General features: G+C 52.9%; 17 protein-coding genes. 9 read left to right on the top strand and 8 right to left on the bottom strand.

What is annotated here, in order from left to right:
• Positions 1-273 precede the first annotated feature (273 nt).
• The 9 genes from QMG16_RS05200 to QMG16_RS05160 all read left to right on the top strand — a co-directional run bounded on the left by QMG16_RS05200 (position 274) and on the right by QMG16_RS05160 (position 10452).
• Positions 274-684: an NADH-quinone oxidoreductase subunit A gene (locus tag QMG16_RS05200; protein ID WP_281792718.1), complete on the top strand. Its 411-nt coding sequence runs from the start codon at positions 274-276 to the stop codon at positions 682-684.
• Positions 657-3047 carry an NADH-quinone oxidoreductase subunit B/C/D gene (locus tag QMG16_RS05195; protein WP_373878655.1) on the top strand — a complete coding sequence of 797 codons (2391 nt, stop codon included), beginning with the start codon at positions 657-659 and terminating at the stop codon, positions 3045-3047. The genes QMG16_RS05200 and QMG16_RS05195 overlap by 28 nt, the downstream gene beginning before the upstream one ends.
• Positions 3048-3098: 51 nt before the next feature.
• Positions 3099-4085 carry an NADH-quinone oxidoreductase subunit NuoH gene (nuoH, locus tag QMG16_RS05190; protein WP_281792716.1) on the top strand — a complete coding sequence of 329 codons (987 nt, stop codon included), beginning with the start codon at positions 3099-3101 and terminating at the stop codon, positions 4083-4085.
• Positions 4086-4179: 94 nt separating this feature from the next.
• Positions 4180-4716, top strand: a complete 537-nt coding sequence (nuoI, locus tag QMG16_RS05185) for an NADH-quinone oxidoreductase subunit NuoI (RefSeq protein ID WP_281792714.1) — start codon at positions 4180-4182, stop codon at positions 4714-4716.
• Between the two features lie 27 nt (positions 4717-4743).
• Positions 4744-5262, top strand: a complete 519-nt coding sequence (locus QMG16_RS05180) for an NADH-quinone oxidoreductase subunit J family protein (protein WP_281792713.1) — start codon at positions 4744-4746, stop codon at positions 5260-5262.
• Positions 5259-5561 carry an NADH-quinone oxidoreductase subunit NuoK gene (gene nuoK, locus QMG16_RS05175; protein ID WP_281792711.1) on the top strand — a complete coding sequence of 101 codons (303 nt, stop codon included), beginning with the start codon at positions 5259-5261 and terminating at the stop codon, positions 5559-5561. The genes QMG16_RS05180 and nuoK overlap by 4 nt, the downstream gene beginning before the upstream one ends.
• 11 nt (positions 5562-5572) lie before the next feature.
• Positions 5573-7492 (top strand): NADH-quinone oxidoreductase subunit 5 family protein, encoded by a 1920-nt coding sequence (locus QMG16_RS05170; protein ID WP_281792709.1) that lies wholly within the window; start codon positions 5573-5575, stop codon positions 7490-7492.
• A gap of 63 nt (positions 7493-7555) precedes the next feature.
• The gene (locus QMG16_RS05165) at positions 7556-9037 is read left to right on the top strand and encodes a complex I subunit 4 family protein (protein WP_281792707.1); all 1482 of its coding nucleotides are present in this window, start codon (positions 7556-7558) and stop codon (positions 9035-9037) included.
• The gene (locus QMG16_RS05160; RefSeq protein ID WP_281792705.1) at positions 9034-10452 is read left to right on the top strand and encodes an NADH-quinone oxidoreductase subunit N; all 1419 of its coding nucleotides are present in this window, start codon (positions 9034-9036) and stop codon (positions 10450-10452) included. The genes QMG16_RS05165 and QMG16_RS05160 overlap by 4 nt, the downstream gene beginning before the upstream one ends.
• A gap of 180 nt (positions 10453-10632) precedes the next feature.
• Here QMG16_RS05160 and hdrA2 read toward each other — a convergent pair whose 3' ends face one another.
• The 8 genes from hdrA2 to QMG16_RS05120 form a co-directional block, all read right to left on the bottom strand.
• Positions 10633-13068 (bottom strand): CoB-CoM heterodisulfide reductase HdrA2, encoded by a 2436-nt coding sequence (gene hdrA2 / locus QMG16_RS05155; protein WP_281792703.1) that lies wholly within the window; start codon positions 13066-13068, stop codon positions 10633-10635.
• A gap of 78 nt (positions 13069-13146) precedes the next feature.
• On the bottom strand, positions 13147-14730 hold the full coding sequence (locus tag QMG16_RS05150; protein ID WP_281792701.1) for a hydrogenase iron-sulfur subunit: 1584 nt from the start codon (positions 14728-14730) through the stop codon (positions 13147-13149).
• 127 nt (positions 14731-14857) lie between these two features.
• Complete coding sequence (locus QMG16_RS05145) at positions 14858-18214, bottom strand: FAD-dependent oxidoreductase (protein ID WP_281792699.1); 3357 nt, start codon at positions 18212-18214, stop codon at positions 14858-14860.
• Positions 18211-18816, bottom strand: a complete 606-nt coding sequence (locus tag QMG16_RS05140) for a 2-oxoacid:acceptor oxidoreductase family protein (protein WP_281792698.1) — start codon at positions 18814-18816, stop codon at positions 18211-18213. The genes QMG16_RS05145 and QMG16_RS05140 overlap by 4 nt, the downstream gene beginning before the upstream one ends.
• An 82-nt stretch (positions 18817-18898) precedes the next feature.
• On the bottom strand, positions 18899-19744 hold the full coding sequence (locus tag QMG16_RS05135) for a 2-oxoacid:ferredoxin oxidoreductase subunit beta (protein WP_281792697.1): 846 nt from the start codon (positions 19742-19744) through the stop codon (positions 18899-18901).
• Positions 19745-19880: 136 nt separating this feature from the next.
• On the bottom strand, positions 19881-21029 hold the full coding sequence (locus tag QMG16_RS05130) for a 2-oxoacid:acceptor oxidoreductase subunit alpha (protein ID WP_281792695.1): 1149 nt from the start codon (positions 21027-21029) through the stop codon (positions 19881-19883).
• 223 nt (positions 21030-21252) lie between these two features.
• Complete coding sequence (locus QMG16_RS05125) at positions 21253-21552, bottom strand: 4Fe-4S dicluster domain-containing protein (RefSeq protein ID WP_281792694.1); 300 nt, start codon at positions 21550-21552, stop codon at positions 21253-21255.
• 414 nt (positions 21553-21966) lie between these two features.
• The gene (locus QMG16_RS05120) at positions 21967-24435 is read right to left on the bottom strand and encodes a Lon protease family protein (RefSeq protein WP_281792692.1); all 2469 of its coding nucleotides are present in this window, start codon (positions 24433-24435) and stop codon (positions 21967-21969) included.
• Positions 24436-24525: the final 90 nt, after the last annotated feature.

Here is a 24525-nt window from a genome sequence, read left to right as displayed (position 1 = left end):
AAACCGGCGTGGCATGTTGCCGGATTTCAGGCGTCGGTTACACATCTCGGACTTCCCAATATCCTACTTTTCGATTGACAAAGATGCTGTAAGCTATAAGTTGTTGGAGCAACATCTGGTGTTCGGTTCCACCTTATTTGCCGATGGGGCATTATCCTGCATCGTTCTTCTCGCATTGCTGATGGTTGCTGCTGCAGCAGCAGGTTTTATATTTCCGCTTGTCTCACATTTTGTGGAAAGATGCCAACGTAAAGTATGCACTGCGGAGGTTTCATGAATCCGATTGCTTATGGTGAGGCTTTTTCTCCCTGGGAGCCGGGCATATTCAGTTTGATCATTTACAGTATCCTGGTACTGGCGTTTGTGGCATCACAGCTTTTCATCGCTTCCTGGCTTGGGGAAAAGAGACCGACTCCTGAAAAACTCAGACCTTACGAAAGTGGCATCATTCCCACGGGTTCGGCACGTCTTCGCTATCCTGTACCATTTTATCTGGTAGCCGTTTTCTTTCTTGTTTTCGATGTGGAGGGAGCCTACATTTTCACATGGGCGGTCGTCAGTGAAGAGCTTGGCTGGGCTGGATGGCTGCAGATATCATTTTTCATCGGCCTGTTGCTCGTTGGACTTCTCTATATCTGGAAGAAGGGGGGATTCGATTGGGGACCAACCCGCAAGAAAACGTAAACAACAGGTTCCTGAACAGTGTTGATGTTGTGGTCAACTGGGCCCGCAAGTACAGTCTCTGGCCCATGTTTTTCGGCCTTTCCTGCTGTTTTGTGGAAGAGGCTGCCGCTTTCACTTCCCGCTACGATCTCGCCCGTTTCGGGGCGGAAGTGTTGCGCCCTTCACCCCGCCAGGCGGATCTCCTTATAGTCTCGGGTACCGTATTCAAGAAAATCGCACCGATCGTTTTGCGCCTCTATGAACAGATGGCTGAACCCAAGTGGGTGATTTCTATGGGATCCTGTTCCAACTGCGGTGGAATGTACGATGTCTACAGCGTGGTGCAGGGAATAGATCAGATTCTCCCTGTGGACATTTACATCCCCGGATGCCCGCCGCGACCCGAAGCCGTGCTGCAGGGGCTTTTGTTGTTGCAGGAGAAGATCACGTCCGAAGAGCGACCCGCGCGCTCCATTTTCCACCTGCCGGGGGGAACTCAGGGCAGCCGGAGGCCCATACGGGTGGATGGTCTGACAAAGTCCCGCGATCCACGAGGACCCGGAATGGAGGGTATCCCCATCCGGGGCAGTTCGGTCATACCTCCCTTGTTTCGAGACAGCCGTTCCGATCTCATGTGGACCCCGCCGGCACGGCGCATCGAACTGAAGGATGAAGAAAGGGTTCTCGCTGATATTTTGAAGGATCGTTTTGGGGAAGCCATCGAAAGGGTGCCTCAGACGGCGGACATGCCCACATTCAATGTGGCCGAAAACCGGATCAAGGATGTGCTGCGCTTTCTCAAAAACGATGCAACGCCCAGGTTTCAGCGCCTCGAGGATCTCACCGCCATCGATGAATCCGCCCGCCGCAACCGAAGTGCATACCCGGATTTCACCCTGGTTTACCACCTGCTTTCATTTGATGCTGCTTCCAGATTGCGGCTCAAGGTGCCCCTCCATGGCGAAGCCCCCTCTGCACAAACGGCGACCGATATCTGGCCGTCCGCCAATTGGTACGAACGTGAAGTTTTCGACATGTTCGGAATACGGTTCGATGGCCATCCCAATCTTCGTCGAATCCTCATGCCCCACGACTGGCAGGGATATCCCTTGAGGAAAATCCATCCGGGCCGTGCGACGGAAATGCCTCCCTATGCGCTTGCCGATGCCCGGAAGCACCAGCCCCTGGACGGTGGGATTTTCGTGAAACATGCCGATGGTGAACAGAAGCTTGTGCTGAACATGGGTCCCCATCATGTCAGCACCCATGGACTGCTTCGCTACGTTGTTTCTCTCGATGGCGAAGAGATCACCGGTCTTGACATGGATATCGGGTATCATCACCGGGGGGTGGAAAAAATCGGGGAACGTCAGAGTTGGCATCAATTTATCCCATACTGCGCCAGAGTGGACTACCTGGCGGGTGCTGCGAACGATCTTCCCTACGTTTTGGCGGTGGAAACCTTGGCGGACATCAAGGTGCCGGAACGCGCCCAGGTCATTCGAGTGATGCTGAGTGAACTCTTTCGCCTCAGCAACCATCTCGTTTGGTTCGCCACATACGCCCACGATGTTGGAGCCATGACGCCCAATTTTTACACTTTTCGCGAGCGGGAGATAATCCTCGATATTGTGGAGCTCATCACGGGGGGGAGATTGCATCCCTCCTGGTTTCGACTGGGAGGCGTCGCCGCCGATCTGCCCGAAGGATGGAAAGATGCAATCGATCATTTCGTAAAGATATTTCCTGCCCGCCTCAGGGAATACGAAAGCCTCATTCGAAAGAACCCTATTTTTAAGGCGCGCACGGAAGGGATAGGTCGTCTATCTCTTGAAGACGCTATGGACTGGGGAGTAACCGGCCCGAACCTGCGGGCGTGCGGCCTCGAGTGGGATTTGCGCAAAAAAATTCCCTATTCGGGGTACGAAAATTTCGAATTTGAAGTTCCCACGGCCAGCGGCGGTGACTGTTATGCGCGCTACCTGGTGCGGGTGGAAGAAATGCGGCAGAGCCTCAAAATCATTGAACAGGCCGCTGCAAATATGCCTGAAGGCCGCTATGTGACCGATGACTATCGCTACGTGATTCCGAAGCGCACGGATATGCTCAAGGACATCGAGAGCCTCATACACCATTTCATCAACGTGACCCGCGGCCCGAAGATCCCCAGGGGTGAGGCTTATGTATCCTGTGAAATCCCGAGAGGAGAGCAGGGATACTATGTAGTCAGTGATGGTTTGGGTTACGCTTACCGTATGCGGATACGGGGTCCCGGGTTTGCCAATGTGCAGGTGATGCCCCGGATGGCGACAGGTGAGAGCATTGCCGACATCATTGCCATTATCGGTTCTGTGGACTACATATTGCCGGATATCGACCGATAAGAACCTTTGCTCCCTATAGCACTGAACCCCCAAAAATAACGTGGCAAGACTATGCTTACCTGGATTGCTGGCATCGTTTTTTTGATCGTAAAGCTGGGATTTGTTCTTATTTTCTTACTGGTCCTGGCTGCCTATCTGGTATGGGTGGAGCGTAAGTTCCTGGCGCGGCTTCAAATCCGCTACGGTCCCAATCGAGCGGGCAAGTTCGGCCTTCTGCAGCCCATTGCGGATGTGATCAAAATGATCACCAAGGAAGATACGGTGCCTGCGGATTGCGATCGTGTCATCTTTTTGCTGGCGCCGGCCGTGGTGGTCTTTACAGCCTTCCTCATGTTTGCCGTAATTCCCTTTGGTGCCGATGTAACGCTCTGGGGGAGGCAAATCCCCCTCATCATTTCGGACCTCAACATAGGACTTTTGTATGTTTTTGGGCTCTCTTCCCTGGGGGTATACGGAGTCGCTCTGGGGGGCTGGGCCTCCAATTCCAAGTACAGTCTTCTGGGAGGCATACGCGGCGCAGCCCAGATGATCAGCTACGAGCTTTCCCTGGGTTTGTCGCTGGTTCCCATTGTCATGCTGTCACGTTCCTTCAGTCTGGTGGATATTGTTCAGGCTCAGGAATCTTATCCGTTCATTCTGGTTCAGCCTGTCGCTTTCGTGATTTTCATGATCAGCGCCATGGCGGAGAGCAAGCGCATTCCCTTCGACCTGCCCGAGGCGGAAAACGAACTGGGAGCCGGCTACCATACGGAATACAGTGGAATACGTTTTGGTCTTTTCTTCCTCGGAGAGTACGTCCACATGCAGGTTCTGGGAGCCCTGGTCGCCGTCCTTTTTCTGGGAGGCTGGCGGGGGCCTCTTTTGCCCGGTCCCCTATGGCTTTTGGTAAAAATCATCCTGGTGTCTCTCATCATGATATGGATACGCGGAACACTGCCCCGGCTCAGGTATGATCAACTGATGGCTTTGGGCTGGAAGGTTTTGATTCCCCTGGCTCTCATCAATATTATGGTGACGGGCGCGGCGATACTGTTTTGATGAATTGAAAAATTCAATTCGGGCGTGTCGCCTTTCATTTCATTGAACTGAAAAGGCAAAACAGCGGTTAAAAATCAAAGGATTGAAAGGGCGTATGTCTTCAGCTTTAGAGGCAGTAAAGGCACTTGCGAGCGGGTTTGCCACGACCTTCAAGCATCTTTTCCGAAAACCCATAACCGAGGAATACCCCGAATATAAAAGGACTTTGCCCGTTCGCAGTCGTGCGCGCATCGTGTTGACGCGGGACCCTGACGGCGGAGAACGCTGTGTGGCCTGCTATCTGTGTTCGGCGGTTTGCCCCGTGAGCTGCATTTCCATGCAGTCGGCTGAAAGAGAAGACGGGCGCCGTTATGCCGCCTGGTTTCGCATCAACTTTGCCCGCTGCATCTATTGTGGGCTTTGCGAAGAGGCCTGCCCGACTTCGGCCATCCAGCTGTCGCCTTTTTTCGAAACATGCGAAAGGGACATCTTGAAGCTTGTTTACGAGAAGGAAGATCTGCTTGTAAGCCACCAGGGGAAGGATAGGGAATACAACTTTTACAAGTATGCGGGGGTGGTGACCGAAGTGGGCGGCAAGGGTGAACATATAAAGGAGGATCGCCCGGTGGATATAAAGAGCAATATGCCGTGATAATCCTCTTCTCGACAGGGCTCTGATATGACATTTTTCACATGTATATTTTATGTGCTCGCAGCGAGCATTGTCGCGAGCACGGGGCTTGCCGTCACGCGACGTAACCTTGTGCACGCCGTGATCTACCTGATTTTTTCCTTTTTCGGGAGTGCCATGCTCTTTTACCTGCTGGGAGCGCCCCTTCTGGCGGTCCTGGAGGTGATCATCTACGCTGGGGCCATCATGATCCTGTTTCTTTTTATCATCATGATGGTCAAGGTGGAATCATCCGGAGAGCGTATGTTTCCCTCCAGCCAATGGCTTCCCACAGTCTTTTTCGGGCTCTTTTATCTCGGGATCGGGGCGGTCATTGTCTTCACGGCTCCCGGAAGCGCAATCCATTTGACTATGGCCGTTGCCACACCCAGGGAGCTTGGATTGTACCTTTTTCAATGGCACTGGCTGTCCATAGAAATAGTTTCCCTGCTGTTGCTGGTGGCAATAATCGGTGCTTTGCTTCTGGGAAGAAAAAAAGGATCGGAAGAATCTGAGGGTCGGGTATGATGGTTCCATTTGGCCATGTTCTGATGCTGGCAGGAATTCTTTTTTTCATGGGCATTTTCTGCGCCCTGACGCGCCGCAACCTGATCATGATCGTGCTGGGGGTGGAAATCATGCTGAACGCGGCTTCCATCGCTTTCGTAGGGGCCGCTTTGCGCTGGCGCCATTTGGAAGGCCAGACTTTTGTGCTCTTCATTCTGGCGGTTGCTGCGGCTGAAGTATCCGTCGGTTTGGCAATGATTGTGTATGCTTATAAAAAAACAGGCTCTTTTGATCCGAGCAGGTATAACCTTTTAAAATAACGGAATTCATAATGATGGCCGCCTCCTGGATAAGTGACACTACATTGCTTGCAGTCATGCTGGCTACATTGATGCCTTTGGGCTCATTTCTCGTGATAATGGTTTTCACAAGGCACCATCCACGGCTATCCGCCGGGTTGTCCATCTTCGCTGTTACCGTTTCTCTCGTGTTTTCCCTTTTGCTTCTCGGTTCCCACTGGGCCATTGAAAGCCCGATTCAATATACGGGACGGTGGCTTGTTTCCGGCGAGATCGATATCCCCTTCGGTTATCTCCTCGATCCGGTGAGCATGCTCATGCTCTGCACCGTGGCGGTCATCGGATTTCTCATCCAGGTATACTCCCTGGGCTATATGGCTGGAGATCCAGGCTTTTCCCGTTATTACGCCCTCATGTCCCTTTTCCTCTGGGCCATGATGTGCCTGGCAGTGTCGCCGACCCTGCTGCAGCTCTATATCTTCTGGGAATTGGTTGGATTGTCGTCGTATTTTCTCATCGGATTCTGGTATGAAAGGTTCAGTGCCAGCCAGGCGGGCAAGAAAGCTTTTGTCATGACCCGGGCCGGGGATGTGGCAATGTTTCTCGGTATCCTTCTCATTTTGCTGCACCTCGGCAATCTGGATATCCTGGAAATAGACAGTCCGAAAATGGCTGTACATATGTCGCCCGAACTTCTCACCCTCTCCGCTCTTCTGATTTTTGGCGGCATCATCGGGAAGAGTGCTCAGTTTCCCTTGATGACCTGGTTGCCGGACGCCATGCAGGGCCCCACGCCTGTAAGCGCTTTACTGCATTCTTCCACCATGGTGGCTGCGGGTGTTTATCTGTTTGAGAGGCTTTTTCCATTTTTTCTTTTTTCTCCGGATGCCATGACTTTCGGCCTGACTGTTGGGACGATCAGCATGCTTCTGGCCTCCACCATGGCCATGGTGAGTCGAGATATCAAACAGATCTGGGCTTACTCGACCATCAGCCAATTGGGATATATGATCATGGGGCTGGATGCGGGCGCTTTTTTCTCCGGGGTTTTTCACCTGACCACCCATGCTGCTTTCAAGGCTTTGCTGTTTCTTTGCTCGGGGGTATTCATCCACACGTTTGAGACCAACGACATTTTTGAACTCAGCAAAAAAGGGGCGCGCGGCCTGAAGGTTCCCATGGCCTGCGCCTTAATAGCAGCTGGTGCTCTTTCCGGTTTACCACCGCTTTCAGGTTTTTTCAGTAAGGAGATAATCCTTGCGGGGTTGGCCGATCTATCTAATCCCATCTGGCTGGCCGCCGCCCTGCTAGGAGCCTTTCTGACCGCCTATTATGCCTTTCGGCCCATCTTCATCATTCTTTTTCCTCCAAGCTCTGAAAAAAAACAGAAACCGCTTTCTCCGGGTTTTCATGCGGATCATACCGGCAGCCACCATGGAGGCCGGTATTGGGCTATGGCCTGGCCCTTGGTCATCCTGGCCACCGTTACCATGTTGCTGGGTTTCATGAAGGTTCCACTGGAACATTTCCTGACGGGCCAAACCGGTGTTCTGAAATTTCATGAAATCTCACACCACGATTGGCTGCTCTACACGGAATTGATTCTGGCCGCCGGAGGGGTGGTGCTCGCCTGGCTTGAATTTGGCCGTCCCGGATCGGCTCAGGTGGGGTTTGTTGAACGCATTCCCGCCTTGAACAGGCTATTTGCCGAGCGTTGGTACATGGATCATTTTTATCGATATGTGCTGGATAAGGTTGTCGACAAAGGGATTTCCAAACTTTTTGCTCAAAACGACAATAAAGTGATCGACGGCGCCATCGATGGGATGAGCAAAGGGACGGTAGAAATGGGTGCGTTCCTTTCCCTGCTGCATTTGGGAATGGTCCAGTACCGGTTGATGATGGTTTTTATCGTTATGGTCCTGATGACGATTTACTTTTTCTTTTTTTGATCGGGCAGGGAGCCGATACGCTCTCAGCCTTTCGCCCATAGCCTTTCTTAGGGTAGTGAATCCATGAGAATCGAATTCACCGGTTTTCCTTTCCTTTCCGCCATACTCCTCAGTTGCCTGGTGGGGTTTTTGATCATTCTTTTCATTCCTCGAGAACGCACCCGGCAGATCAAGTGGGTCAGCGCGCTGTTTTCCTGCATTACTTTGCTTCTGTCTATCTATCTCTTTTTCGCCTATGACAAAAATACGGGAGGCCTGCAGTTCGTTGAGAAGTTCGATTGGATTCCGTCCATGGGCATTCAGTATTTTAATGCCGCCGACGGTTTCAATCTGCCCAACCTTCTTCTTACCGGCATCGTGTTTTTTACCGGTGTGCTCACCATGTGGGAACTGGAAACCCGGGTGAAGGAATTTTTTGCCCTCTACTTCCTGATGGTAACCGGCGTTTTTGGTCTCTTTATGAGTATGGATCTCTTTTTTATTTTCGTCTGGTATGATGTGTCGCTCTTTCCCATGTATCCTCTGATCGCTATTTGGGGCACTACACGCAAGGAGTACGGAGCCATGAAACTGACTCTATACCTGCTGGCGGGAAGTGCCCTCATTTTGCCGGCTATCCTTTATCTATTCGTGAGCTCGGGACAGAACACCTTCGACATCGTCACTCTCATGCAACCTGGGACTTTCACTTCCTTCCAGCAAAAATTCGCATTCATCCTGCTCTACCTCGGCTTTGGTATCCTGGCCGGTGTGTGGCCCTTTCATACATGGTCGCCCGTGGGCCATGTGGCTGCTCCTCACGGTGTCAGTATGATTCACGCGGGGGTGCTGATGAAAATAGGCGCTTTCGGTATATTGCGTGTGGCTATTTTTCTTTGCCCTCAAGGGTGGCAGCACTGGGCACAACTCATGGCCTTGCTTGCCGCTATAGGGATAGTCTACGGCGTTCTGGTCGGTTTGAGGCAGACAGACCTCAAGTACGTGATAGGATATTCCAGTGTTTCCCATATGGGTATTGTCGGACTTGGCCTCTCAACGGTGACATTGACGGGCCTCAATGGTGCGGTCTTCCAAATGTTCGCTCATGGCGTGATGACGGCCCTGCTCTTTTCTTCCGTAGGCTATATCTACGATCGGACCCATACGAAAGCTATTTCCGAGCTGGGAGGGTTGAGCAAAATCATGCCGGTGGCATCCGGTTATTTCATAGTGGCGGCCTTGGCGGGCATGGGTATTCCAGGCCTGGCGAGTTTCTGGGGTGAATTCCTCGTTTTTGTTTCGGCCTTCAAAACTTATCCTCTTCGCGGGGCTGCGGCTGTGACCGCTCTGGTGATCAGCGCACTTTTTATGCTTCGCGTGGTTCAAAAAACGTTTTATGGCCCCGGCAATGAGAAGTATGCGCAACTGCCGGACATGCCTTTCCGGCTGGGCATTCCCAGGATGATTCTGGTTACGGTGCTCTTATTGTTTGGATTCTTCCCGTCGCTCCTGTTGGATATGATTGAGACGGCATCAATTCCGTTGATCACTGGATTGACAAAATGAAATGGATGCTTTTTAGTCCCGAAATCTATTACTTTTTGGTGGCCCTCTGTTTTTTGTTTCTGTCAATGAGGGGACATCCCAATCCCAGGCGGGATCACTTCTTCGCGTTTTGTTCCGCATCCGTAGGGGTAGTGGTTTGCCTGGCTGCAGTCAGGCTGGAAGGCACCCTCTTTTCCGGTGTCTATCGGATTGATCTTTTCTCACAAATTTTCAAGAGCTTGCTTTCCATGGGCCTCTTTTTGGTCATCTCCATCTGCTCGGAACTGAAGGGTGTCAGGGAAAATTACGAACGCGAATTTTATTTTCTGCTCCTTGTCTGCACGCTGGCTATGATGATGCTCGTCAGCAGTGTGCATCTGCTCAGCATCTATGTCTCGTTGGAACTCTCCAGCTATTCCCTTTATATTCTTGTTGCGTTGCGGAGGGATTGGAATCTGGGAGTCGAAGCGGGCATCAAGTATTTTCTGGTGGGTATTTTTGCATCGGCCGTGATGCTTTTCGGGATTGTTCTTCTCTACAGCACGACTGGTTCTATGTACGTGAGTGAGCTTGTCCAGTTACTTCCCCAGTTCAGCGACAGTCCCGCCGTCATGATCGGACTCCTTCTGACCCTCAGCGGTTTCTTTTTCAAACTCGCCGTTTTTCCATTCCATTCATGGGCTCCGGATGTCTACCAGGGTGCCGCGAACCAGGCGGCGGCTTATATCTCCACAGTATCCAAGGTGGCGGCTGTCGCCGTTCTCCTTCGAATGATCTCTACGGCCGGGGAGGGCAGTTCCTATCTTGTGCGGGTTCTGGTGGTGCTCTCCATCATTTCCATGACGGCGGGGAATCTTGCGGCTATCGTTCAAAAGGATCTGAAGAGGCTGCTGGCATATTCGACCATTGCCCATGCCGGTTATGTCCTTATCGGGCTGTTGAGTATGAATACGGATGGTTATACGGGCGCCATTTTCTATGCATTGGCTCTACTGATGATGAAATTCACCATTTTTCTGGTGGTCGTCAAAGTGGCGTATGACGGAAGCAATTTACAGGTGGAACAATTGGCGGGACTGCACAGGCGTTCTCCCCTTTTGGCTGCGGCATTGATGGTATCGCTTTTCAGCCTTGCCGGACTTCCGCCGTTTGTCGGGTTCACGGGGAAATTCCTGATCTTCACGGCGGCCATGGAGAAGGGCTATTTTGCGTTGGTGCTCATTGCCATGATCAATGTGCTGATTTCACTTTATTACTACCTGCTCGTGCTGAAAGCGGCCTACCTGGTGGAACCGGCAGAGCCCGCGGCGGACCTGACCCTATCGCGGCCTGTCAAGCTTCTTACCGGGACCCTCATCTGCGCAATGGTGGTGGCGGGAATTTTTCCCCGCTATCTCATCGATATCGCAAGGGCTGCCGCTCAAGTTATAATGTAAAATCAGGCTGTGTGGCCAGGCGGGCAAGAGGCCTGGAGAGCGAATAAAATAGAGAGACAAGGGACAAACATGAGCAGATCGAGGTCGATTTGTCTTATGTCAAGGGCTGACCCTCATGAAAAAAGGTGAGCAAAACATCATTGCTCACCTTTTTTCATGAGGGTATAGGTGGAGTAAAGCTCACTCAGCGCCTTGATTTTTCTTCGCCAGAATCGCAACCGTTTCAGAAACTTCCCGCTGGGTGACCCCCTTGCGGAGTTCTTCCAGGTTTTTCATGACGTTGGCGAAGCGAATGCCTTCCGCGGCGCTGATCCATTCGAGCTGCAGGCGTTCGGGGCGGATGCCCAGTTTTTCCATTTTTTTGTGGATTTTCTGAATGCGCTTTTCAGTCCAGTGGTTGGCGTCGATGTAATGGCAGTCTCCAATATGGCAGCCGCTCACCAGGATCACGGGAGCGCCCTTGGCAAATCCCTCCCAGATGAACTTTTCGTCCACCCGGCCCGAGCACATGGTGCGTATGACTCGAACGTTGGGTGGATACTGGAGCCGTGAGACTCCGGCATAATCCGCTCCGGCGTAAGAGCACCAGTTGCAGGCGAATGCCAGGATTTTCTCTTCGGTGGATTCCTCCAAAAGGGTGTCCACCTGGTTGAGTATCTGTTTATCGGTGAAATGATTCATGGTGATGGCGTCGAAGGGGCATTCCGCCGCGCAGGTTCCGCACCCGGCGCACGCCGCCGTGTTCACGACCGCAGGAGTTTTCTTCTTCACATCCACTGTGATGGCGTTGTATGGACAAACTTCTGCGCACTTTCCGCACGACTTGCACAGATCTGGAATGACTTCGGAAGTAATCGGTTCCGTGAGTATTTCACCCTTGTGCATGAGCCGGATGGCCCGCGCTGCGGCCGCGGATGCCTGAGTGACGCTTTCTTTGATATCCTTGGGGCCTTCTGCGCATCCTGCGTAGAAAATGCCGCGTGTTGCAGCATCCACGGGCTGGAGCTTGGGATGCGCTTCCAGGAAAAAACCGTCGGATGTAAGCTGCAAACCGAGCATTTCCTGAAGTCTTTGAGTGCTCCTGGGGGGCTGTACTCCAATAGCGAGCACGAGCATATCGAGATCGTGATATTCGATGGCTCCCGTGGCCGAATTTTCCACGGCCACTCGAATGCTTCCATCGGAAAGCTCTTCCACGTTCCCCGGCAGACCACGCAGGTAGTGTACTCCCAGTCGCCGACTTCTCTTGTAGAGATCTTCAAAACCCTTTCCAAAGGCGCGGATGTCGATATAGAAGACCTTGACATCCATATCCGGATAGTGTTCCTTGAGAACGAGCGTGCTCTTCACCGTGTTCATGCAGCATACATTGGAACAGTAAGGATTTCCCTTCCTGACCGAACGGGAACCCACGCACTGAACGAATCCGATGGATTTGGGGTGCCTGCGGTCTCCGGGACGGACAAGCTCGCCCTTGGTGGGCCCACCGGCGTTGACCAGACGTTCGAATTCCAGGCTGGTGAGCACATTCTCAAAGCGTGTATATCCGTATTCGTCCATTTCGGTCGGATCGTATGGATCCATTCCAGTGGCCACGATGATCGTTCCCACGTTTTCGACGATCTCTTCATCGGACATGTGGAAATTGATGCAGCCCTTGTCGCATGCCTCCACACACTTGGCACAGACGGCGGGATTGTGCCCCAGGCATTCGTTCACGTTGATCACATAGGCTGACGGAACCGCCTGGGGGAATGGCGAATAGATGGCTTTGCGCGATGAGAGTCCTAGGTTGAATTCATCGGGTCGAACCACGGGGCAGACTTTGGCGCAATCGCCACAAGCCGTGCATTCCTTCTCATCCACGTAGCGCGCTTTCTTCAATATCTTTACATCGAAATTACCGACGTAACCTTTCACGTCCACCACTTCACTCAAGGTATAAAGCTTGATTCGGGGATGTCGACCGACATCCGTCATTTTTGGCCCGAGAATTCAGATGGAACAGTCCATGGTGGGGAAAGTCTTGTCCAGTTGCGCCATGGTTCCCCCGATGGAAGGCTTTTTCTCCACCATGACCACATCGTAGCCGTTGTCGGCGAGATCGAGCGCCGCCTGGATTCCAGCCACCCCTCCGCCGATCACTAATGTTTTTTTGGTGAGGGCAAGTTTTTCGGGTTCCAGGGGGGTCAGGTCACGGACACGCGCAACGGCCATTTTAGTGAGATCGATGGCTTTTTGGGTGGCTGCGTCGGGTTCGTTCATGTGCACCCAGCTGCAGTGCTCTCTGAGGTTGGCCATCTCCAACATGTAAGGGTTGAGCCCGGCCGCCTGAACCATCTGACGAAAAGTGGGTTCATGAAGTCTGGGTGAGCAGGACGCGACAACCACCCGGTTCAGATTGTTTTCAATGATGTCGTCCTTGATGCTGTGCTGCCCCGGTTCGGAACATGCATAGGGTATGTCCTTTGCCACAACGACATCTTCCAGTTCCGCAACCGTTTCGGCCACCTTCTTGCAATCCACGGTCCGACCGATATTCAGGCCGCAGTGACAGACGTAAACTCCAACACGGGGACGAACTTCCTGATTTTCAAGTTTTTGCATAATCGGCATCTCTTCGTTTCAATGGCCAATAACAGCCAATAGTCTGGTTTGGCGGTGGGCGAGCATTAATATACGTCTCACTGATTTTTATTCCCAGCGAATGGTCTTCGCCAGAACAGTGGTGAGATCCATGATTTCCATTTTGATTTCATCTCCCAGGAAAGGATCTTCCATGGCGCACTTGAGGTGGATCTGACACTTGGGGCAGGCGGTGACTAGGAGGTCACTGCCCGTTTCCCGGGCCTGGCGCAACCGATTGACCTGCAGTGTCTTCGTGTAACTGTCGCATCCCGTCCAGGCGCAGTTGCCGCAGCAGAGAGCAGACGCCCCATGGTCTTTCATTTCGGTGAAACCATCGGGCTGAAGCCGGTCGATCAGCTTTCGCGGAAGGTCCGGCCGCCCTTCGAGGCGGCTCAGCCGGCAGGGGTCTTGAAAAGTGAGCCTTCTCTCCATCTTCTCAAAGCCGATGGCTCCCTTGCCGATCTCCCGTTCTGCCAGGTCATAAATATGAGTCACCTTGAATTTCAATTCGATTCCCAGTGCAGGATAGTCATGGGCAAGGGTCCGGTAGCATTCGGGACATGCCGTGACCACTTCTTCCGCACCCGACGCCTCGATGGCTTCCACATTGAGTTGTGCGAGCTTACGGAAATTTTCATGATCTCCCGACCAGAGAAGATCATGACCGCAACAGCGTTCGCCGTTCAAAACGGCGGGGGTGATGTCGAAGAAATTCAGAAGCCGAAGACTGTCCGTGAGGATATCGCTCGTCTGGATGCCCAGATGGTTCTTGAAATAGGTATCGAAGTAGGGGGCGCAGCCACCGAAGAAGAGTACCTTGCTCTGAGGATCGGTCTGGATGTCTTTGGGCAGCCATTCCCAATGCCGTATTTTTAGATCTGGAGAAGTCATGGTGCGCATGATGGATTGAAAAATACCCCCATGGGCCTCATGGCCGCTTTGACCGCAGACTTTTTGAAGGTGCCTCATGTCGCGAATGAATTCCGGGAAATCGACGGCCGATGGACAGCGATCGTAGCAGAGCCCGCAGGTGAGGCAGGACCATACATCTTTCACGACTTCAGGCGAGTCGATTTTTCCTCCGATGATGGCATTGGCCATCGCCCGTGGTGAAAAGGGTTTTCCAGCAAGGGCCAGGGGACAGGCGGAAGAACATTTTCCGCAGTCCTGGCAGGCGTAAATATCGTGGGAAGCCAGAAGTCGAGAAGCGGCATCTTTTGCGACGGCTGCTGGTTCTTCCCGCAGAGTCGGCTGGACGGGGCTTTTGCCGATGGTCTTGATGACCTTTTGGAAGTCCTGAAGGAAGTTGAGGAGAGGTTCAGATTCCTCCGGGAGAAACATGGCAAGACGGAGGCGGTCTCCTCCAAGCCCCAAGAGGTCCAGGATCCCCCGGGTATCATCCACGTTCCGTTCAGCAACGGCCGTTCCACTCCCATACCGGCAGGATCCGGGTTCACAGCCCAAAAGGGCGACACCGTCCGCTCCCATTTCAAAGGCCTTAAAAAGGAGCGATTTGCTCATCCTTCCGGTGCAGGGGATGCGTATCATGCTGACTTCCGCAGGGATGTCCGCGCCGTTGTCCTGAAGGGTCTGGTAGGCGGCGTGGGGTCCCCAGTTGCACATAAAGAGTACGATTTTCAATTTATCCATATTTTGTTCTCACTGGTCGAATTATAGGCGGACAACGCGGAGCACCGGGTTGACGGTCGAAAATTCCGGGCAAACGCCCCCCTTCCTGTCCCTGTTCTTCCAAAGAAAAGGGTTGCAGGAAAGTGTCCTACGTCAGTATCTCTTCTATCATCTGTTCGAGATACCGCCGGTCGCGATACGGGCTGTCGGCAGCATTGGACGGGCACACGGGAATGCAGTTGCCGCAGCCCTTGCAAAGCGCTTCATCCACCACTGCATGCCATCCTCCATGATCATTTTTGCGGAAGCTGATGGCCTGATAAGGGCAAACCTGGATGCACCGCCCGCACCCGCGGCACCGGCTCTCGTCCACCACGACCGTATAGCCCTTGTTCTGTCGAGGGCTTCGGGGCATTGTCGAAGCTGCAAGAATGGCGGCGGCAGTCCCCTTGATCCTTTCCGAGACATTGATGCCGGAAGGACTGGCCAGAAAGAGCCCGGGGATCGATGTCGCGCCCGGGTTGAAAAAAGGGATTCCCGTGGCACCCCGTTTCTGCATGGATGCTTCCACCATGTGGGGAGGAAGGTCCGCCGTGGGCATGTAATGGATCTGTTTCCGGGAGTGTTCACCGAGAATCACCGCTCCCACATGGAAAACCTGTTGCGAACCTTCGGTTTCCACAGTGATCTGAAAATTACCGACTGTTCCTCGAAGGCCCTTTGCGGAAGACCCGCTGAAGCTGTGAATGTTTGCATACCTCAACGGATCGGTTAAGGGTTTTGTCGGAGTGCCGAAATGAAAGACCTCCATACCGGCTTCCGCCAGTGTGAGGGCGCTCTTGAGAGCGGCTTCCGAATCGCCGATGACGGCCGTCGTAAAATTATAGGGTCGAGCGGGAGCGGGAAGTCCCTTCAAATGCCTGGCCCGTCCAATGGATCTATCCATAAGACCTGTAAATTTTTCGTAAGCCAGCTGCGGGTCGCTTTTGAGATGCCGGAGGACCTCTCCCCGCAAGTTGCACGTTTCTACCATGGCCCGGCTGATCCCGGTGCCATGAAAGAGGGCATCTTTGAGACGGCTTCGCTGGTCGGTGCAGGCGCTGCAGATGAAGTCCAGAGGACAGCAGACGCAGGAAGCCAGCACGATCCGCGTCAGACCTTTCTCGCGGATAGTCCTGAGGAGCGAAGCCGAACCCTCGGGCGTACAAGCTGCCTGAACGACTTCAACGTGCTCTATGTGAGGGCGCTCCGCAAGAGCCGCCATGTATTCATTCCAATGCTCGGGCCACCCGAAAGCGTTGTTGCAGCGGCAGGCAAATACGCCCATTCGAAGTTCGGGCAAAAGCTGAGGGCCGGGAGGGGAAAAGGCGAGCCCATGGCCTTTCAGACGCAGCGAAGTTCCCCCCAGAAGAATCAAGGCTTCCGCTGCAGCCGCGAATCCGCGGAGCGTCATGGCATGGATATCGGTCTTGGCGGCTTTGGAACTGTAAGCCCGGATGACGTCCTCACCCTTTACAGAGGGAGCGGCCTTGGGGTCCGCAATGATCACAACGCCCGCATGTTCGACATCCTCACAGGCGATTGCATTGTGCAGAATGGTTTCCTTGGAAACACAGACATCCACACATTGGAGGCATTCGGAACAGACACCGCACTGAAGACAACGGGACGCCTCGGAACAGGCTTGCGTCTCTGTCAGACCCAGCGCGACCTCTTCAAAACTGCTGTTCCTGGCCGCGGGCTGCCGTTCAGGCATGCGCACGCGGGCTACCGAGGGGATATCCGGCGTGATTTCAGGAAAATCCCTGTCGACAGGCCTTTGAGGTTTCACTTGAGGAACCTCTTCGCCACTGAGAGAGCGATGAACGCAACGAGCGGCTTCCCTTCCCGACGCCATGGCTTTCACCACGGAAGATGGACCGTTGACGACGTCTCCTGCGGCATAGACCGTTTTGAGGGTTGTAGAACAGCTGGAATCCACCCGAATGAACCCATTGGGTGAGACTTCCACGCCTCCGTTCAGCCGGCAGGTGGGGGAATCGGCCAGCTGCCCAATAGCGACGATGGCGCGATCGAACTCCAATTCAAAAGGCTCTTCGCCCGGCACGATGACCGGCCATGGGATTCCCTTTGCATCAGGTTCTCCGGGTTTTGTGACGGCACAGCGCAACGCTCCGAATTGGCCGTTGGAACCCAGAAAAGCGGTCACTTTGGTCGAATAGACGAAGGAAACACCTTCTTCTCTCGCGGCAAGGATTTCATGCGGATCCGCAGGAATGAGCTCTTCCGGAAACCAGGAGACGATAGTGGTTTTTGCTCCCAGTCTCACCAAAGCGCGGGCGACATCGAAGGCTGCATTTCCGTCGCCGACAACGGCTACGCGCTCATCAAGCTTCTGAATTTCATTGCGATAAAGCCTGCTCAGGAATTCCAGACACCCTTCGACCTTTTTCAAATCTTCGCCCGGAACACCCAGCTTGCGATCTTTCCAGGTACCCGTCGCGAGAATCACGGATGCGAATTCTTTTCTGAGTGCTTCGAAATTATTGGAGGGATCGGCCGGGGAGGAAGTCTTGAACTCTACTCCAAGCCCTTCGATATATTCGATTTCGTGATCCAGGATATGCCGCGGCAGACGGTAAGGTCCTATTCCGTAGCGCAGCAAGCCGCCGATCTTTTCTTCTTTTTCAAATACCGTAACGGGATATCCCCATCGGGCCAGGTCGGCCGCGGCAGCGAGTCCTGCGGGCCCTGAACCGACAATGGCGATCTTTTGCGCCCTCGGTGTTACCGGAGCCTTTTCTGGAGCGTGGGGATGCAGGAGTTCATAGTCGGCGACGAATCTTTTGATGTCTCTGATGGCTACCGCTTCATCCAATTCTCCACGGCGACAAGCGACTTCACAGGGGTGCATGCAGATGCGGCCGCAGATTCCTGGAAGTATATTTTCGCGCCGGATGAGATCCAGGGCCTCCGCAAATTTTCCCACTTTGGTGAGGGCAACATATCCCTGGGCGTTGACACCCAGGGGACAGTTGGCCTGGCACAGAGGCTGACGGCGTTTGTCGATGAGGGGATGGCCCGGCAGGCTGCGCCGGCCATTGAAGCGAATGGGTTTGGATCCATCCGGTGTCGAAGCCGGGCATACCTCCACGCAGCGCCCGCAGAGTACGCAACGATCCGCATCGATGTAGTCGGCGGGACTCTGAATATGGGCACAGAATCCCTGTGGCGTATGCTTGAGGGAAGTGATTTCCCCGGGAAACACGCACCGGATTTTTGGGTTTCGCAAGATGCGAAGCAGCCCCGGCCGGAGGGCATAGTTCAATGTGACACCGGAATTGAGACGCCATTCCTCGCCGGACAGTTTTTCATCAAGGTCCGCATCGGTATCCACCAGGGTCACTGGAATTCCCATCTCCCCCAGCTTGTTGGTAGCCGCAAGCCCAGCCGGATTTGCACCGATGACCAGAACACGGTGGAGGCGGTCTTTGGGATTTCTCATTGTCTGACCCCTTTCTTGCCCGCCGCCTTTTTCTGACGTCCCTTGAGGGTGGCAAGGCCGAAGTCGTATCCCTTGTTGAAAGCCGTAAGGTTCAACTCTTCGGTACCCTGAGGTACGGAACCCGCAACGGTTTTCCGTACAGCGTCCACCGACACGACGCCGGTAACGGCCGTAAAAAAGCCCAGCATGACGATATTGGCCATCATCTTTTTCCCCAACTCTTCGGCGATGCGCGTGGCCGGAATGGTGAAAGAATCAGCACATTTCACCGCTTCCGCCTTCACGAGATCCTGATCCAGGATGAGGGTTCCATCCAGCTTGATGGTGCTTCCGAATTTGTCGAACCCGCCCTGGGACATGCAGACCAGAATGTCGGGGCTTCGCACATAAGGGTAATGGATGATTTTTTCGGAAATGATGACCTGTGCGCTGCACGCTCCGCCGCGAGCTTCGGGGCCATAGGATTGTGTAAGTGTACTTTCTTTGTGATCCAGAAGACTTGCCGCTTTGCCAACAATCTGCCCAGCCAGTACGATTCCCTGTCCACCGAAGCCGGTAATGAGGATTTCTTTATGCAAAATAGAGGGTGACGTTGAACTCATGCTCTTTTATTCCTGTCCCAATGACGCTGTCCGTATGACCTTCTTCTCTCTTCAGAGACGAACCAACCGATCTTTGTCTCATTCATTCGGATGCGCCCGGAAAGCTCAGACGGCAGGTCTTATCGTAAGTATCCAAAAAAGTAGGCCGTTCCGTATCGATGAACTTGCCCAGGGTGATCCCCCGGTTGTAATCCAGAGTGATTTCCGCCGGATGAGCGCCGTTTTTGGTGATGGTGCGTTCCTGGTAGATCTTCAAGGAATCCAAAGGCTTTTCCTTGTTGCGCCTGCCGTAGCCAGTGGGGCAGGGGGCGAGCACTTCGATGAAGGAGAACCCTCTGCGGGTCAAGGCTTCCTCGATGGACTTGGTGAGGTCCCTCGTGTGAAGTATGGTCCACCGCGCTACATAACTTGCCCCGGAGGCGTATGCCAGAAGAGGCAGGTTGAAAGGAGTTTCGGGATTTCCCAGAGGAGTCGTGGGGGTTTTGGCCATACAGGGTGTCGTGGCCGCTGCCTGACCGCCGGTCATTCCATAATTGAGGTTGTTCACGCAGACCACGGTGATGTCCACATTCCGTCGGGCCGCATGGATGAAATGATTGCCGCCAATGGCGAAAAGGTCTCCGTCTCCGCTGAAAACGACGACGTTCAATTCCGGGTTGGCCAGCTTCATTCCGGTAGCGAAGGGAATGGCTCTTCCGTGGGTAGTGTGGTACGAATCCAGTTTGATATAGCCGGCCCCGCGACCCGAACAACCGATCCCGGAAACCATGACGGTCTTTGTGAGATCGATGCCGCTCGCTTGCATGGCGACCAGGCAGGAGGAGAAAGCTGTACCGATACCACATCCCGGGCACCAGATGTGGGGGATGCGATCCGTACGCAAAAGAGCATCCAGTGGATGATCTGATCGGGCCTTTATGTTTTCCATGGGTACTCCTGGGAATTGCAATAGAGCTTTGTGAGATACTTTCCGGACTCCCCTCCGCAGGGAAAACCCGTTGCCCTCAAAAGCGTTCAGCCGGCATGCGCTTCTCTTTGAGGTTCCGATTTCATGTATCTTGCTGCTATGTGGTTATCTCTTTCAATTTCTCAACGATGGTGTCAGGCGAAATAACGCTTCCTCCTGCATGTCCGACCAGATGAACCGGAACTTTGCCTCTGGAACATCTCTCCACCTCGAGGTGGATTTGTCCCAGATTGATTTCCACTGTCACCAGAGATCGCATTCTGTCTGCGAGCTTGTTGATGAGTACTTCGGGAAAGGGCCAGACGGTGACGAGCCGCAAAAGACCGACTCTGATCCCCTGTTCCCGGGCTTCATCCACAGCAGCCAGACTGCTGCGGGAGGATACCCCGTAGGAAACGATGGCAATTTCCGCATCGTCCAGGCGATAGCTTTCCGTCTGGATGATGTCGTCAAGATTATTTCGAATTTTCCCGACGATGCGACTCATCATCTCTTCCTGGGCCTCCGCCGTCATGGAGGGATACCCGCGTTCATCGTGCGTGAGGCCAGTGATATGCACTCCAAATCCTTCACCCGCTATGGCCATGGGCGGAACCCCATTGGGGCCGGGCTGAAAAGGTTTGAAGCGGTCCTTTCGTCCTTTGGCTCTGGGGCGCGACTTCAGCTTGATCACTCCCGGTTCGGGAATGACTACCCGTTCACTGAGATGCCCTGTGACTTCATCTGCCATGATCAATACGGGCAGCCTGTAGATTTCACTCAGGTTGAAAGCCGTAATGGTTTGGTAAAACATCTCCTGTGGAGAAGCGGGCGCCAGGGTAATGATCTCATAGTGGCCGTGAGATCCCCACCTGGCTTGCATCATGTCCCCCTGGGCCCCCAGGGTAGGAAGCCCTGTCGACGGGCCGGCCCGCTGCACATTGACAACCACGCATGGTGTTTCCGTGCAGAGCGCGAGTCCAAGATTTTCCATCATCAGGCTGAAACCAGGACCGGACGTAGCCGTCATGCTCTTTACTCCGGCACAGGATGCACCCACAATCGCGGCCATGGAAGCGATCTCGTCTTCCATCTGAATGTATGTGCCGCCGAAACAGGGAAGTCGAGCCGCCATACGTTCGGCTATTTCAGTGGCAGGAGTGATGGGGTACCCTGCAAAAAAACGGCATCCCGCCGCCAGGGCCCCTTCTGCGCAAGCCACATCTCCTGTCATAAAATGTTCACCGGTTAAAACTGTAGAATTCATGCGTCATCTTTCAATGGAGAAGTTGGAGCGAAGCCGGAGATGTCCTTTTCCGGGTATCGAAAATCTTAGAGGATGTCTGAAAATTCCCCCCTTGGGGGGGGTAAGGGGGTGTCAGGATTTCGCGAACCAGAAAAACACCTCCCTTGGCCCTCCCCCTCAAGGGGGGAATCGAAGCAGGTTCGGCTCCCAAGCAGAGGAATTTTCAGACAGCCTCTTACTTGAGTCAGTGAGAGGAAAACCTCTTTTGATCCTCTGCTTCAAGTTCCGGAGGGGCCTCAACGGAATAGATGGCGAAATCCGGGCAGATGGTTTCGCAATAATGGCAGTTCACACAGGCTTCCGGCTTCCCGACCACAGGGGGATGATACCCTTTGATATTGTATTTTGTAGAAATTTCAAGCACATCTCGAGGGCAGTATGCGATGCAGTAACCGCATCCTTTGCATCTTTCTTCAATGATGTGAACAATGCCACGGGAAACTTGAATTTCATCGGCATCCAGAGGAATGCGCCAGTATTTCATGCGTGAGTGTCCTTAAAATATTCGAGATTGCAATGGTGCAGCCGTATGCAAATTATACGAACTGGAAAGCTCGGTTTCCTTGGCCGACGCTTTTCACAACAGTTGATTATTGTAGGTTATCAACGAAGTAAGTCAAGCAATTTTCAAGTTGTCAAACAAAATGATTGGGGTTACAGGGCGATTTTTCCGGGGGGTATCATGACGAGGTTAAAAAGTCTTGCATTTCTTTCCGGAAAGGCTTTAGGAGCAAATGGAAATTATCGCTAGAAAATTTTTTGAAAGGGTCATTTATTGAAAAAGGAAGGGAGATGGTGGAGCAAAAAAATGAGGGGTAAAACAAATAAGGCATGATCCCGGGCATAATGGGATCATGCCTTTAAGTTCCAAATGGAATGAACAACTCAGAGACGTGTTTTATACCCCGCAGTGGGGACAGCCTCCTTCGCTTTCCTCTTCCTTTTTCTTGCCGTTTTCACTTCCCTTTCCAAACTCCTTGACGATTTCGGTGATCTCCTGGAGGCGATCAGCCACCTTGCGGAACACCGTGCCTTCGGGATAGGTTCCATCTTCCTGTATTTTACCGGCTTCCATGCCTGTAAGGATCTCAATGCCTTCTTCTACGGTCGTAACGGGCCAGATGTGGAACTTGCCTTCCTTTACGGCGTCGATGACTTCCTGTTTTAGCATAAGGTTCCGAACATTCTTGGAGGGGATCATAACTCCCTGGCTTCCCGTGAGCCCCTTGTGCTTACAGATGTCGAAAAAACCCTCTATCTTGTAGTTGACTCCACCGATAGGCTGAATTTCGCCTTTCTGGCTGACGGAACCTGTTACGGCGATCCCCTGCCGGATGGGAACCTTGGAAATAGCGCTCACAAGGACGTAGAATTCCGTACTGGACGCACTGTCCCCATCCACCATTCCGTAGCTCTGTTCGAAGCAGAGGGAAGCCGTGAGGGAGATGGGATACTTTTGGGCAAAACGTTCTTTAAGGAGGTTGGTGAGGATCATGAGCCCCTTGGTATGGGTGCTGCCGCTCATCTTGGACTCGCGATCAATGGAAACCATACCTTCACGTCCAACGGAAACCGTCGCCGTGATGCGGTTTGGCTTTCCGAAAACATGATCGCCGGCCATAAGCACGGAAAGCCCGTTCACCTGTCCGACCTTTTCTCCCTCTGTTTCCACCCAGAAGATGTCTTTCTCGATGTACTCTTTGATTCGTTCCTCGATGAGGTTGGACCGGTAGATACGCTTTCGAATCGCTTCTTCTACATGTTTTCTTTGAATGAACTCTGAGTTGTCGAGGCTTGAAAAGTAGTTGGCTTCTTTGAGAAGGTCGCTGATGTTTCCCAGTTCCAGCGTGAGCTTCTCCTGATTTTCGGTGAGTTCCATGCTGTATTCGAGCACCCTGGCGACACCGGACTTATCGAGATGGCGCAGACCGTGGTCCTTGCAGAAGCTGCTCATCATTCTCGCGCAATCGACGATGGCCTCGTCCTTCCGCTCCATTTGGTCGTCCATATGGGCCTTCACTTTGAAGAGCTTCTGGAAACGATCGTCATAAGTGTAGAGCAATTGATAGATGTACGGATCGCCCGTCAAGATGATTTTGACATTGAGGGGGATGGGTGCAGGGCGAATCGTGCGGGTGCTGAACAAACCGTACAGTTCACCAATGTCCTCGATCTTGATTTCCCGGTCTCTCAAGGCTCTTTTCATGGCTTCGTAGGAAATATACCATTTTAAGAGGTCCAGCGCCTTCATGACCAGATAGCCGCCATTGGCCTTGTGTAAAGATCCCGGCTTGATCATCGTGTGATCTGTGAAGAGGGCGCCGAACCATGCCTGCCTTTCGATGGACCCGAAAAGGTTGGGATACGCGGGGTTCGATTCGATCACGACAGGGGCCCCCTCGGTTTCCGAATTGTCGATGAGCACATTGACATCATACTTCCGAAATGTCGTTTCACGCGCAGGGATGGGGAACGCTGCTCCAGGTTGAGGCTGCTGAGCTTCGGGCTTTTTCTTGAAGTCTTCGATATTTTCAAGAATATCTTCCTGAACCATCTTCAAGTAATCAAGCACATGCTCGTCATCCTTGTACTTCTCCTCAATATTGTCCATGAGTTGTCCCACGACGAACAGAGCGATTTCATTGTCCAGTTTCGTGTGCTTTTCCTTGAATTCATTTTCGGCTTCTCGAATTCTCTTGATGGCCTCTTTCATCTTTTCATGAAGTGCGTCGCTCTTTTCTCTCAGGGCGGTCTTTTCCTCATCGCTCAGATGACGCAGATCTTCCTGCGTCATGGGTTCCCCTTCCTCGTTGGCAGGGATAATGACCATGCCTACCTGTGAAAACTGGAGAATAAAACCTTCGTCTTTTGCCTGCTGAGAGAGTTCATCGATCACTTCCCTTCTTTGCTTTTCAAAACCCTGATGTACTTCACTTTCCTTTGACCGGTAATCGTCGCTGTCGAAGACTTCAGGGATTTTGGCCTGAAGCGTCTGAATGAACTCATTCATGTCTTTTTTGAGCTGTTTTCCTCGACCGGCAGTAACTCTGAGAGACAGGGGCTTGTCTTGTTCCTTGAAGTTGTAGACATAACACCAGTCAGGAGGGGTCGGCTCTTTTTTGGCCTGGTCCTCTATGAATGTCTTGGCCATATATGTGAGACCAGCTTTGGACGGTCCGGCGATAAAGATATTGTAGTCGAGCGTTTTCATTCCCATACCGAACTTGATGGCATCGATGGCCCGGTCTTGCCCCACCACCTTCTTTTCCAGGGATTCCAAGGAAGCCGTCGTTTCAAATGGGAGTAAGCTCTCGTCAATCTGGGCTCGCAATTTATTGACAGATAGTTCGGGAAATTGCTTTGGCATAGAACTGATCCCTCCGTTTTTTATATGAAAAGCATTCATTATCTGAATCATTCAGCATTTCAGTAAACAACATGTTTATGCGATTAAGCT

The organism is Desulforhabdus amnigena, assembly GCF_027925305.1.
GTDB classification, from domain to species: Bacteria; Desulfobacterota; Syntrophobacteria; order Syntrophobacterales; family Syntrophobacteraceae; genus Desulforhabdus; species Desulforhabdus amnigena.
The sequence above is the reverse complement of the archived record's forward strand: the minus strand, read 5'-3'. Positions and strand labels throughout refer to the sequence as shown.